Below are 12,940 nucleotides of genomic sequence, written 5' to 3'. Positions count from 1 at the left end.
CGGCCGCCAGCGGTATGCCTTCCAGTTCGGGATGCGGGTTGTTGATGATGTCCACGGCCAGCTCCACCGCCGCCTTGATCTCGGCGCCGGTCGAAGCCAGCGCGCCGGAAAGCGGATAGATGGCGCCGATGCGCACGGTTTTGTCCTGTGCATGGGCGGACACCGCGGCCAGCATTGCCAGACCCGCGGCCACGCCCGCGACGAGCTTCATTTTCATTACGACACTCCTGGAAAAATCCAACACTGAAACGCACTGCTCTGCGCGGGATGCGGACCCCGTGCGGAACTTCCGGAAACGGGCCCGCGCGGCCCCTCGCCGCGAAGTCGGGAGGCCATGGCCCGGAAATGTTGTCGCCCTTGTTCCCCTTGTCCTTTTCTGGATCGTTTTGCAGGCACAACCGTTTTCCGGCCCGCCGCGGGTTTCGCCCGCGGCGGGCCGTGAATCAAAGCACCGCCATGCGGCTGTTCACGAGATCCGTGACGAGCATGTGCCCCGGCGCGTGGGTAATGCAGAACTCCGGGCGCACCGCCGCCACCACGGACTGCGGCGTCACCCCGCAAGCCCAGAACACGGGCAGCTCGCCATCGCGGATCTCGACCGGATCACCATAATCCGGCTTGGCGATATCGGCAATTCCGATTAGCGAGGGGTCGCCGAGATGCACCGGCGCGCCGTGGACCGACGGAAAGCGCGACGTGACCTGGATGGCCCGGATGGCGTCGGCCGCCTTGAGCGGCCGCATCGACACCACGAGCTGGCCGCTGAACACGCCCGCCGGCTGCGTGGCGATGCTGGTGCGGTACATGGGCACGTTGCAGCCCTGCTCGATGTGGCGCACCGGCAGGCCGTTGTCCAGCATGGCCTCCTCGAAAGAGAAGGAACAGCCGATCAGGAACGACACCAGGTCGTCGCGCCAGTATTCGCGCACATCGGCCGGCTCGGCCACCAGCTCCCCGTTCTTCCAGACGCGGTAGCGCGGGAGGTCGGTGCGGATGTCGATGTCCCGGCCCAGTTCGGGCAGCGCCGGATTGCCGGGCTCGGACATCGCGAGCAGCGGACACGGCTTGGGATTGCGCTGGCAGAACAGCAGGAAATCCGCGGCCAGCGCCTGCGGAAGAATGGCCAGGTTGGCCTGGACGTGGCCGGGCGCGAGGTTGGCCGTGGGCCCGGTCCATTTGCCGCTGCGGGCGTCGAGCCGCGCCTTGCGCGCGAGTTCGACGCTGTTGATGGACGCGCCGGTCTTGGACATGCCGTACTTCCCCCTGAATCTGATCGTCGAGTGCGCACATTGCACCGCAGGTCGCGCCCTGCGTCTAATCACATCTTGCGATATGCCCCGATCAGAATTTCTTATCAGGGTTTTGCCGGATGGCGCCGCGCCTCGGCCTTGGCGATCTGCTGCGCGGCCCGGGCCACGGTGCGCGGAATCGCGCTGTCCGGCCCCTGCATCCAGCACGCCGTGTAATAGAGCGGCGGCAGCTCGGGCGCCTTGACGTCCAGCACGCGCAACTGCCCCTGCGTCAGCTCCGTGCCGAGAATGACCGGCGCGATGACGGCCGTGCCAATGCCGTCGATCGCCATGCGCACGATCACGCTGAGCGCCGAGCTGCCGTACATGCGCGGCGATTCCACGCCGGCCTGCTGCAGCAGCGTGCGCACGGCGCGGTGGGGTTCGGTGGTGGAAGAATAGGTAATGACCGGCCACTGCGCGAGCCGCTTGAGCGGAATCGGCGCGCGCCCCACCTTGAGCTTGGGGCTGGCCAGCCAGCTCAGGGGATACTGGCAGAGATATACGTTCTCGATACGCGGCTCTTCCATCGGGCCCAGCAGGAACGCGAGGTCGATCTGGCGCGAATTCAGCAGCGACTTGAGCGCCGTGGTGGTGTCGACCTGGATTTCCACCATGAGCGCGGGGTAGGCTTCGTGCAGGTACTCCATGAGGTGCGCGAGCCAGGTGTGCACGATGGTTTCCGACACGCCGAGCCGCAAGGTGCCGCTCATGACGCTCTTGGCGCGGGCGGCCTCCAGCATGTCGCCGCGCAGCTGCAGCATGCGCTCGGCGTGCGACAGCAGCTCGCGCCCCTTGGCGGTGAGCGAGATGCCCCGCACGTCGCGCTCGAACAGCTTGACGCCCAGGTCGGATTCGAGCGAAGCGATGCGCTGCGAGATGGCGGGCTGGGTGGCGCTGAGCTTCTCGGCCGCGGCGCGGAAGCCGCCCAGCGTGGCCACCCAGAAAAACGTCTCGATATTGCGCAGGTCGATCATGCGGTCGTTCCGTGGCGGTCGAAGCCGCCATCTTAGCGCCGCCGCGTCCGGCCGGGCTCAGCGGCCGGCGTACAGATCCTCCACCGCCATCCCGACGGCCAGGATGCGGCGGTCCGCGCCGTTGCTGCCCGCGATCATCAGGCCCACCGGCGCGCTGCCGGGCGCGTGGCAAGGCACCGACAGCGCGCAGCCGTCCAGGAAGTTGATGAGCGTGGGATTGCGCAGGATGAGGCCGTTGGCCGCGTAATAGGCCTCGTCGCTGGCGGCCAGGTCGGCCACCGGCGGCGCCACGATGGGCACGGTGGGCAGCACCAGGGCATCGTAGCCGGCAATGCGCCGGTCCACCGCCGCCACCCAGGCTTCGCGCGCATCCAGCAGGTCGAGATAGTCGGCCGCGCTCATGTCCTTGCCGCGCAGGATGCGCGACACCACGCGCGGGTCGTAGCGGCCGCCCGCCCGGGCGATGAGGTCGCGGTGCCAGGCCCAGGCTTCGGCAGCGGTGAATCCGCCCTTGGCGTTGATGCCGGCCAGCGCGGCGAACTCGGGCACTGCGATTTCCTCGACCAGCGCGCCGGCCGCCGACAGGCGTGCGAGCGTCTGGCGGAAGCTGTCGGCCACGTGATTGTCCATGGCGTCCAGCGCCAGCGTGGTAGGCACCGCCAGCCGCAGCCCGCGCAGCTGCGCGGGCTCGGGCGCGGGCGCGTTGTCGCCGGAGATAATGGCGTCCAGCGCCGCGCAGCACCGCACCGTAGGCGCGATGGGGCCGATGGAATCCAGGTTGGCCGACAGCGGCAGCACGCCCGCCATGGACACGCGCCAGGCGCTGGGCTTGAAGCCCGCCAGGCCGCACAGCGCCGACGGGATGCGCACCGAGCCGCCGGTGTCCGAGCCAATGCCGGCCACGGCCATGCCGTCGCTCACCGACACTGCCGCGCCCGAGGACGAGCCGCCCGGAATGCGGCCGGTGGCGCGGTCCCAGGGGTTGAGCGGCGTACCGTAATGGGGATTGATGCCCAGCCCCGAATAGGCGAACTCCGTCATGTTGGTTTGCGCCAGCAGCACCGCGCCGGCCGCCCGCAGCGCGGCCTGGGCCTCTCCGGAGGTGGCCTCGATCACGTGGCCCACCACGTCGCGCACGTTGGCGGGGTTGCGCACCTCGACGGCGCGCGCCGGGTCCCAGGGCGCCTCGCCTTCGCCCAGCATGGGGCATGGCGCGCCAGGGCGTGCCGCGCTGGCCTGCAGCGCGGCCGACAGCGAACCCAGCCGGTGCTCGTTGCTGAGGTCCAGGCCCGCGGAATTGGCGCGCGCGCCCTGCTGCGGATTGCCGTAAAGCTCGCGCGGCAGCGGAATCTTCTCGTGCGGCGCGCCCAGCGGCGCGATGCGCGAGGCGACCTCGACCGGGTCGGCCACCAGTTGCTCCACCGGAATGCTCTCGTCGCCGATGAGGTTGACGAAGGACGTGTTGGCGCCGTTTTCCAGCAGCCGGCGCACCAGGTAGGCCAGCAGCGTCTCGTGCGTACCCACCGGCGCGTAGATGCGGCACGGCCGGTTCAGCTTGCCCTGCGCCGCCGGCCCCACCACTTCGTCGTACAGGGGCTCGCCCATGCCGTGCAGGCACTGGAACTCGTACTGGCCCGGGTAGTAGTTCTGGCCCGCCAGCTGGTAGATGGCGGAGAGCGTGTAGGCATTGTGCGTGGCGAACTGCGGATAGACCGCGTCCGGCGCCGCGAGCAGCTTGCGCGCGCAGGCCAGGTAGGCCACGTCGGTGTACACCTTGCGCGTGTAGACGGGATAGCCCTCCAGGCCGTCGACCTGGGCGCGCTTGATTTCCGTATCCCAGTAGGCGCCCTTCACCAGGCGCACCATGATGCGGTGGCGGCTGCGGCGCGCCAGGTCCACCACGTAGTCGATGACGAAGGGCGCGCGCTTCTGATAGGCCTGGATCACGAAGCCGATCCCGTTCCAGCCTTCGAGCTCGGGCTCGAAACAGAGCGCTTCCAGCAGGTCCAGCGAGATTTCCAGCCGATCGGCCTCCTCGGCGTCGATGTTCAGGCCGATGTCGTAGCTGCGCGCCAGCACGGTCAGCGCCTTCACGCGCGGCAGCAGCTCGGCCATGACGCGCTCGCGCTGGGCGCGCGAATAGCGCGGATGCAGGGCCGAGAGCTTGATGGAAATGCCGGGGCCTTCGTAGATGCCGCGGCCCGCCGCGGCCTTGCCGATGGCGTGGATGGCCTGTTCGTACGAGGCGTAATAGCGCTCGGCGTCCTCCGCCGTGGTGGCCGCTTCGCCCAGCATGTCGTAGGAGTAGCGGAAGCCCCTCGCCTCCATCTTGCGGTTGTTGGCCAGCGCCTCGGAAATGGTCTGGCCCGACACGAACTGCTCGCCCATCATGCGCATCGCGATATTCACGCCTTTGCGCACCAGCGGCTCGCCGCCCTTGCCGATGAGGCGCGTCAGCGCCTTGGACAGCGACTGCTCGCTGCTCACCGCCACCAGCTTGCCGGTGATCATCAGGCCCCAGGTCGCCGCGTTGACGAACAGCGACTGCGACCCGCCCATATGCGATTTCCAGTCGCCACGGGCGATCTTGTCGCGGATGAGCGCATCGCGCGTGGCGCGGTCGGGAATGCGCAGCAGGGCTTCGGCCAGACACATCAGCGCCACGCCTTCCTGGCTGGACAGCGAAAACTCCTGGATCAGCCCTTCGACGCCGCCGCCGCCGCGCTTGCCGCGCAGCTTGCGCACCAGGCCGGCCGCCATGGCGTGCACCTTGTCGGGATTGGGCACCCGCGCCTGGCCCAGCAGCAGCGGCACGCACTCGGGTTCGGGGCGGCGGTAGGCGGCGGTGATGGCCGCGCGCAGCACCGACTGGGGCTGCACGTCCTGGCCGAATTCGTAGAAAGGCGGCACCTGGACGGCGGCCGCCTCGCCGTGCTCCTCGTCCGCGCGTCTTCGCCGGCCAGGTGCGACATCTCGGCGGGCAGGTGCCCCCGCTCGATCCGGTCCAGATAGGAAAGAATGGCTTGCTTGTGCAGCCAGTGCGGCGTGCAGTTGAGCTTTTGCGCCGCCGCCTTCAGGCGATCGCGCAGCGCGTCATCGACTTTGACGCCTAGGGTCGTGCTGGCCATAAGAGATTGCTTCCTGTCGCATGACGGAGATCGCCGGCCGGACGGCCGGTGGGTACGACCGTATGCTAGTCAGGTTGCAACCGGGTTTGTATTGCGGTTAACCCTAGGGTTAACTGGTTGAGATCACGCGGGGTTTTCACCCTGGGCGCGCGGCAGGGCCGTGCAGCCCAGCGTGCGCACGGAAGAGCCCGCGTCTTCCGTCCCGCCGCGGATGGCGGCCACCAGGGCCGGCGCGCCTTCGCCGTCCACGTTCTCGACCACCAGGCTGCGGCAGAGCCGCCCCTCGCCCGCCGTGTTGAGCGGCCGGACGCGCCAGGTGGCGTCCAGTTGCGCCCGGCTGCCGGCCACCAGGTCGAAGCCCTGCACATCGGCCTGCACCCGCCAGACGGGCGCGTTAGCGGCCGGCTTCACGGTACGCACGTCCAGCGCGCCCAGGTCGCGCTTGAGCGCGTCGGACAGGGCGTCGCGGATCTCCTCGGCCAGCGGCGCGGCCCAGCGTTCGCCGTACAGGGCGGCCACCGAGCCCTCCTCCGTGCGCACCATGAGTTGCGGCTGGTCGGCCTGCGCGGGCACGCTGACCGGCAGCACGTCGATGAGATACCCCGCCTGCACGCGGGGTGCGGCGTCGGCCGCCGGAACGGACAGGGTGTAATAGCGCGGCGGCGCCGAAGACGAGCAGCCCGCCAGCGCGGCTGCCAGGGCGGCGCCGGCCAGGGCGGTTCGGACGGAAGGAAATTTCATCGGCTCAGTTCCTCACCGGCCCGGCGCCGGGGATGGGGTCTTCCCCTCGGCCGCGCAGCAGCGCCTCGGGGTTGGATTGCAGGAAGTCGGCCAGCGCGCGCAGCGAACGGGCCGCCCGGCCCAGCTCCTGCATGGCGCGCTCGGCATTGACCGGCAGCGAGCCGTCGGGCGAAACCAGCGCATTGATCTGCGCCAGCGATTCCTTGGCCTGACGGAACACGGCCTGCGCCTGCGGCGCCACCTGCTTGTCCAGGCGGTTCATGAGGCGGGACGTGCTGGACAGCGTGGCGCGCAAGTCTTCGCCGATCTTGTCGAAGGGAATCTTTTCGATCTTGGCGACGATGTTGCTGACCTGCTGCTGGAGCTGGTCGAGGTTGCCGGGCACGGTCGGGATCACGGCCGGCGTGGACGGCTTGAACTCCACCGGCTTGGCGTTGGGGAACACGTCCAGGCTCACGAAGAGCTGGCCGGTCAGCAGGTTGGCGGTGCGCAACTGGGCGCGCAGGCCGTGGCCGATCATGCCCGCCAGCAGCCGGTTGCCCGCGACGTCGCCGTCGCGCTCGGCGCGCTTGCGCACTTCCTCGAACACGCGGCCCAGGCGCTCCGGATAGAGCGTGGCGTCCACCACCGAATAGAACCGCTTGGCCTTGTCGTCGAAGTCCAGGTTGATGGCAGTGACGTTGCCCAGCGTGATGCCGCTGAAGTCCACCGGCGCGCCCACCGCCAGGCCGCGGATCGACTGGTCGAACCGCATGCGGATGTCGAAACGCTCGGCGTCGGGGTTGGCCTTGGCCTGCGCCTCGGTGCCGTAGAGCTGGAACTCGGCGTCGGGCGGGGCCGGCTGGTCGGCGCCGCGCGCCGTGTAGACGGGCTCGAACGCCACGCCGCCCACGGCCATGGACACCAGCGACTGCGTGCGCACTTTCAGGCCGTCGGCGTTGACGCTGAAGTCCACCCCGCTGGCGTTCCAGAAGCGCGTGCCGCTGGTGACGAATTGGTCGTTGGGCGCGTCCACGAACACCTCCACGTTCACGGCGCCGCCGGTCTTGTCCAGTTCGTAGCCGATGACGCGCCCCACGGTGATGCGGCGGAAATACACCGGGGAGCCCACGTCGAGCGAGCCCAGGTCTTCCGCCTTGAGCCGGAAACGCTTGCCGGCGCGGTCATGAGTGACGGCGGGCGGCGTTTCCAGGCCCTCGAACTCGAACTTGGTGGCTTTTTTCTGCCCGTTGCCGCCCTCCGGCGCGTCCACGCCGATGTAGGCGCCCGACAACAGGGTGCCCAGGCCCGACACCCCGCTCACGCCCAGGCGCGGCCGCACCACCCAGAAATTGGTGCCCTCGCGCGCCAGGTCGGCGACTTCCTTGGCCAGCTCGGCCTTGACCACCACCTTGCTGCGGTCTTCGTTGAAGCCGATCGATTGCACCGTGCCGACGTTCACGTCCTTGTAGCGGAGCTGGGTCTTGCCCACCTCCAGGCCTTCGGCGGTATTGAAGGAAATGGAAATCTCGGGCCCGGCCTGCAGCCAGGTGCGCACCACCAGCGACAGGCCCATGAGCGCCGCCACCACGGGCACGAGCCAGATCCACGAAATGCGGTTCTGGCGCTTGCGCGTGACAGTGGGTGTTGCGTAGTCGGATTCCCCGGAGCCTGGGACTTGATCGGACATTCTTTTCCTTTTTTCCGCGCGAAGGTGGGCGGCTTCAGCCGGCGGGTTCCCCGGCCGCCGCAGCGCGGGCCGCGAAATTCGATGACGGTGATTCTATTTCACCTTGCCGCTCCAGGTCCCAGCTGCGCCGCAGATCGAAGCTCATGGCCGACAGCATGGTGAGAATGACCACCAGGCCGAAGGCGGCCGCGCCCGCCCCCGCGCTGATGGCCATCAGTCCCTGGAAATCGGCCAGGGCGGCCAGCAGGATGACGACGAACACGTCCAGCATGGACCATTGCCCGATGAATTCGACCAACTGATAGAGCCGCGTGCGCGGGCGCAGGCTGGTGGCGCTGCCCCATTGCTGGGTAAGCAGCAGCAGGGCCATGGCAAGCAGCTTGGTCAGCGGCACGGCCACGCTGGCAATGAAGACGATGAGCGCGATGTCCCACGAGCCGGTTTCCCAGAGCTCCACCACCCCGCCCAGGATGGTGTGGCCGCTGTCGCCCAGCAGCGAGCGGATCTGCATCACGGGCAGCACGTTGGCCGGAATGTAGAAGATGGCGGCGGCGATCAGCAGCGCCCAGCTCCGCGCAAGGTGATCGGGCTTGCGGTAATGGACCACGGCATGGCAGCGCACGCAGGCGTGGGTTTCCTCGGGGTCGGCATCGCGCGGCAGCGCCTGCACCTGGCCGCACACATGGCAGCCGGCCAGCACCACGTCCGGCCCCGCGCGCGGCACGTGCACCGGCACCACGCCCGCGCTTTCGGCGTACCGCCAGATCACATGAGGGGACAGCCTGCCCAGCATAGTGAGCAGCACGGTGAGCAGGCCGAATCCGGCCAGGCCCATGCCGGGCGACACCGACGCCATGCCGGCCAGCTTCACCACCGACACCAGCACGCCCAGCAGGAAAACGGGCACCATGCACCAGGGGCGCAGCAGGCCCAGCACGCGCATCGCCTGGCGGAAGGCCGGCGGTTCGCGCCCGGCCGCCAGCGGGCCGATCACCCAGAGCAGCACCGCCAGCTGCAGCAGCGGCAGGCCGAAGCCCGCCAGGCCGGTCATGAGCGCCACCACCCAGTGCCCCTGGCGCCAGGTGATGATGACGGCATCGAGCATGGACGCCTGCTGCGTCATGCCCTGCACCGACATGAAAGCCACGGGATAGGCGTTGGCGATGCCGAAGACGATCAGGGCCGTCAGCGCCAGCGCCAGCCAGTTGGAGAGCGTCAGCCCGCTGTAGCGCCACAGCGTGGAGCCGCAGCGCGAGCAACTGGCCGTTTCGCGCGGCGCGAGCTCGCGCCGGCGGTACACGCTGCCGCAAAGCTCGCACTCGATGAGCGGTTCGGTGCCCGCTTCCGGGGAGGTCCGCGCCTCCTGCCGCGCGCCGTTATGCATGCAAGGCGGACCGGCGTCAGTCGATCAGCTCGACTTCCTGCCGGTCGGGCGCGTCCGAGGCGGGCGGCTTGCCGTTCTCGTCGAACTCCAGCTTGACCTTGCCCTCCTCGTCCAGGTCCACCGTCACCGCGCCGCCGTCGACCAGCCGGCCGAACAGCAGTTCGTCGGCCAGCGCCCGGCGGATGGTGTCCTGGATGAGCCGCTGCATCGGGCGCGCGCCCATGAGCGGATCGAACCCTTCCTTGGCCAGGTGCTCGCGCAGGCGGGTGGTGAAGATGGCCTCGACGCGGCGCTCGTGGAGCTGGTCTTCGAGCTGCATGAGGAACTTGTCCACCACGCGCAGGATGATTTCGCGGTCCAGCGGCGCGAACGGGATGATGGCGTCCAGGCGGTTGCGGAACTCGGGCGTGAACATGCGGCGGATTTCCGCCATTTCGTCGCCCACCACGCGCGTGTTGGCAAAGCCGATGCTCGGGCGGTTGAGCGTTTCCGCGCCCGCGTTGGTCGTCATGATGAGGATGACGTTGCGGAAATCCGCCTTGCGGCCGTTGTTGTCGGTGAGCGTGCCGTGGTCCATGACCTGCAGCAGGATATTGAACACGTCCGGGTGCGCCTTCTCGATTTCGTCGAGCAGGAGCACGCAGTGCGGCTGCTTGGTGATGGCTTCGGTGAGCAGGCCGCCCTGGTCGAAGCCGACATACCCGGGAGGCGCGCCGATCAGGCGCGACACTGCGTGGCGTTCCATGTATTCGGACATGTCGAAGCGCAGCAGCTCCACGCCCATCGTGAAGGCAAGCTGGCGGGCGACCTCGGTCTTGCCCACGCCCGTGGGGCCGGAGAACAGGAAGGCGCCGATGGGTTTCTCGGGCTTGCCCAGGCCGGAACGCGCCATCTTGATGGCCGCGGCCAGCGCCTCGATGGCCTGGTCCTGGCCGAAGACCACGGTCTTGAGGTCGCGCTCCAGCGTGGCGAGCTTGCTGCGGTCGTCGTTGGAGACGGACTGCGGCGGGATGCGCGCGATCTTGGAGACGATGTTCTCGATGTCGGTCTTGCCGATGACCTTCTTCTGGCGCGAACGCGGCAGCAGGCGCTGCGCGGCGCCGGCCTCGTCGATCACGTCGATGGCCTTGTCGGGCAGGTGGCGGTCGTTGATGTAGCGCGCCGACAGCTCGGCAGCCGCCGACAGCGCGGCCGACGAGTAGCGCACGTTGTGGTGCTCCTCGAAGCGGCTCTTCAGGCCGCGCAGGATCTGCACGGTCTGCTCGACGCTGGGCTCGGCCACGTCGATCTTCTGGAAGCGCCGCGACAGCGCGTGGTCTTTCTCGAACACGCCGCGGTATTCGGTGTACGTGGTGGCGCCGATGCACTTGAGCTGGCCGGAAGACAGCGCCGGCTTGAGCAGGTTGGACGCGTCCAGCGTGCCGCCCGAGGCCGAACCCGCCCCGATCAGCGTGTGAATCTCGTCGATGAACAGGATGGCGTCGGGATTGCCGCGGATCTGCTTGAGCACGGCCTTCAGGCGCTGCTCGAAGTCGCCACGGTACTTGGTGCCGGCCAGCAGCGCGCCCATGTCCAGCGCATAAACCTGGGCGGCCTGCAGGATCTCGGGCACCTCGCCGCGCGTGATGCGCCAGGCCAGGCCCTCGGCGATGGCGGTCTTGCCCACGCCGGCCTCGCCGACCAGCAGCGGATTGTTCTTGCGGCGCCGGCACAGCACCTGGATCACGCGCTCGACCTCGTGCTCGCGCCCGATCAGCGGATCGATGCGTCCGGCCAGCGCGGCGGCGTTGAGATCGGTGGCGTACTGGTCCAGCGGCGACTGTCGCGCGTCGCCCTGCTCTTCGCCATTGGTCTGCTGCTCTTTCTGCACGGCGGGAGACTCCACCTGCGGCTGTTTGGTAATGCCGTGGGAAAGGAAATTCACCACGTCCAGGCGCGTGACGCCCTGCTGCTGCAGGTAGTACACGGCATGCGAATCCTTCTCGCCGAAGATCGCCACCAGCACGTTGGCGCCTGTGACCGGCTTCTTGCCGGTGCCGCCCGCCGAGACGTGCATGATGGCGCGCTGGATCACGCGCTGGAAACCCAGCGTGGGCTGCGTATCGACCTCCGCGCCGCTCGGGATCACGGGCGTGTTCTCGGACACGAACTGGCGGAGATTGCGGCGCAGGTCATCGAGGTTGGCGGCGCAAGCGCGCAGAACCTCGACAGCCGAAGCATTGTCGAGCAGCGACAGCAGCAGGTGCTCGACAGTGATGAATTCATGCCGGGCCGAACGGGCCTCGACGAAAGCCATATGCAGGCTGACTTCAAGCTCTTGAGAAATCACGCTTCCTCCGTAACGCATCGAAGCGGTCAAATACACGATTCATATTCTATGCCTATCGGGGCGTAACGCCAGCGATTTCAAAAACCACGCTGTCGTGGCGGCCCTGTCCATCCATGACGGTAAGCGTATACCTGCCGTCGCGCCCGAGCACCAGATTAAACGGATGATCCGCCTGTCGGCGATCCACCACACGCCCGTCCAGCATCCACCATACTTCACCCGCCGCGCCTTCCGCCTGCACGTCCACCGCCACCTGGCGGCGGCCGGGCACCGGGCGCAGCACCGAACCGTCAGCCAGTCCGGCCAGGCGCAGCGGACCGCGCGAGGCGTCGGCATAGCCGGGAAACGACGGCGGCACCGTATCGTTCAGGGCCCAGGCGGCGCGCTGCTCCGGGCACCGGCCGGACGGAACGCTGCCCAGCCGGTAGCCCAGGGGCCAGCAGGTCACCACCGCCTGCACCGTTTCGGGGCCTGGCGCGGGGCGCCGGGCCTTGCGGCAGCGCGGCCACGATGTCCTGCAGAAGCGGCGCCGCGACGTTGGCGCCGAAGAAGCCGGGATTCGGCGTGCCGTCGGGACGGCCCACCCAGACCCCGATCGTCCACCTGTCGGTCACTCCGACCGCCCAGGCGTCGCGGAAACCAAAACTGGTGCCGGTCTTCCAGGCCAGCCTGCGCCCCGGACTGCCCGATTCGTAGAAAGGCCGGTCGGGATGCCCGCCGCCTTCCAGGATATCGCGCACGATCCAGGCCGCGCCCGCGCTCATCATACGGGACTCGATCCGGGGGTCGCCCGGCCGCAGCCGGGGTCGCCCCGAAATGCCGCCGCGGGCCAGCGCGCGGTAGGCACCCACCAGTTCTTCCAATGTGGCGCCGGCCCCGCCCAAAATCAAGCTCAGGTTGGGACTGGCGCCCGCCGGCAGGCGCAGCCGCACGCCTCCCGCCAGCATAACCGATGCGAAACTGGCGGGCCCGACGCGGTCCAGCAGATCGACCGCCGGCACGTTCAGCGAACGCTGCAGCGCCTGCGCCACGCTTACCGGCCCCGAAAACGCCGCCTGGAAGTTGCCCGGGGCGTAGCCGCCGAAAGACAGCGGCGCGTCGATAAGCAGGCTTTCGGAATGGATCAGCCCCTGGTCCAGCGCCTGCGCATACAGGAAGGGCTTGAGCGTAGAGCCGGGCGAGCGCACCGCACGCACCATGTCCACGTAGGCATAGCGGCTGGCGTCGGAAAAATCGGCCGATCCGGCATACGCCTTGACCTCGAGGCTGTCGTTGTCCATGACGAGCACCGCCATCGACACTTTGGGCGGCAGGCCGTCCACGCGGTCCAGCAGCATGCGCTCCACCGCCGATTGCGTGTCGGCGTCCAGCGTCGAGCGCACGAGGCCCGGCCGCCGCCGGCGCGGCCGGCCGCCGCGTCCTG

6 protein-coding genes and 4 pseudogenes are annotated in these 12,940 nt (G+C 68.7%); all 10 read right to left on the bottom strand.

Features of this window, described 5'->3' with window-relative positions:
- A pseudogene (locus AD428_RS14060) lies at positions 1-217 on the bottom strand (ABC transporter substrate-binding protein); the annotation flags it as partial.
- A 226-nt stretch (positions 218-443) separates the two neighbouring features.
- Entirely contained in the window at positions 444-1,250 is an 807-nt protein-coding gene (locus AD428_RS14055) for a putative hydro-lyase (RefSeq protein WP_053244417.1), read from the bottom strand.
- A 104-nt stretch (positions 1,251-1,354) separates the two neighbouring features.
- Positions 1,355-2,266 carry a LysR family transcriptional regulator gene (locus tag AD428_RS14050; protein WP_053244416.1) on the bottom strand — a complete coding sequence of 304 codons (912 nt, stop codon included), beginning with the start codon at positions 2,264-2,266 and terminating at the stop codon, positions 1,355-1,357.
- A 57-nt stretch (positions 2,267-2,323) separates the two neighbouring features.
- Positions 2,324-3,304: pseudogene (locus tag AD428_RS27960) on the bottom strand (amidase); the annotation flags it as partial.
- 30 nt (positions 3,305-3,334) lie between these two features.
- A pseudogene (locus AD428_RS27955) lies at positions 3,335-5,394 on the bottom strand (proline dehydrogenase family protein); the annotation flags it as partial.
- A 123-nt stretch (positions 5,395-5,517) separates the two neighbouring features.
- Positions 5,518-6,135 carry a PqiC family protein gene (locus AD428_RS14040; protein ID WP_053245594.1) on the bottom strand — a complete coding sequence of 206 codons (618 nt, stop codon included), beginning with the start codon at positions 6,133-6,135 and terminating at the stop codon, positions 5,518-5,520.
- A 4-nt stretch (positions 6,136-6,139) separates the two neighbouring features.
- Positions 6,140-7,804, bottom strand: coding sequence for an intermembrane transport protein PqiB (locus tag AD428_RS14035; RefSeq protein WP_053245593.1), 1,665 nt, complete (start codon positions 7,802-7,804; stop codon positions 6,140-6,142).
- Between the two features lie 34 nt (positions 7,805-7,838).
- A complete protein-coding gene (locus AD428_RS14030; RefSeq protein ID WP_082308406.1) occupies positions 7,839-9,188 on the bottom strand; it encodes a paraquat-inducible protein A in 1,350 nt (449 codons plus the stop codon).
- Between the two features lie 16 nt (positions 9,189-9,204).
- Positions 9,205-11,517 (bottom strand): ATP-dependent Clp protease ATP-binding subunit ClpA, encoded by a 2,313-nt coding sequence (clpA, locus tag AD428_RS14025; protein ID WP_053245592.1) that lies wholly within the window; start codon positions 11,515-11,517, stop codon positions 9,205-9,207.
- Between the two features lie 52 nt (positions 11,518-11,569).
- A pseudogene (locus tag AD428_RS14020) lies at positions 11,570-12,940 on the bottom strand (penicillin-binding transpeptidase domain-containing protein); the annotation flags it as partial.

Source organism: Achromobacter sp. DMS1, assembly GCF_001270295.1.
Note: the sequence above shows the minus strand (reverse complement) of the source record. Positions and strands in the feature narration are given on the sequence as shown.

Excerpts from the sequence above, each read along its gene's own strand:
- AD428_RS14055 (WP_053244417.1), bottom strand. The coding sequence starts at position 1,250 with ATGTCCAAGACCGGCGCGTCCATCAACAGCGTCGAACTCGCGCGCAAG.
- AD428_RS14050 (WP_053244416.1), bottom strand. The coding sequence starts at position 2,266 with ATGATCGACCTGCGCAATATCGAGACGTTTTTCTGGGTGGCCACGCTG.
- AD428_RS14040 (WP_053245594.1), bottom strand. The coding sequence starts at position 6,135 with ATGAAATTTCCTTCCGTCCGAACCGCCCTGGCCGGCGCCGCCCTGGCA.
- AD428_RS14035 (WP_053245593.1), bottom strand. The coding sequence starts at position 7,804 with ATGTCCGATCAAGTCCCAGGCTCCGGGGAATCCGACTACGCAACACCC.
- AD428_RS14030 (WP_082308406.1), bottom strand. The coding sequence starts at position 9,188 with ATGCATAACGGCGCGCGGCAGGAGGCGCGGACCTCCCCGGAAGCGGGC.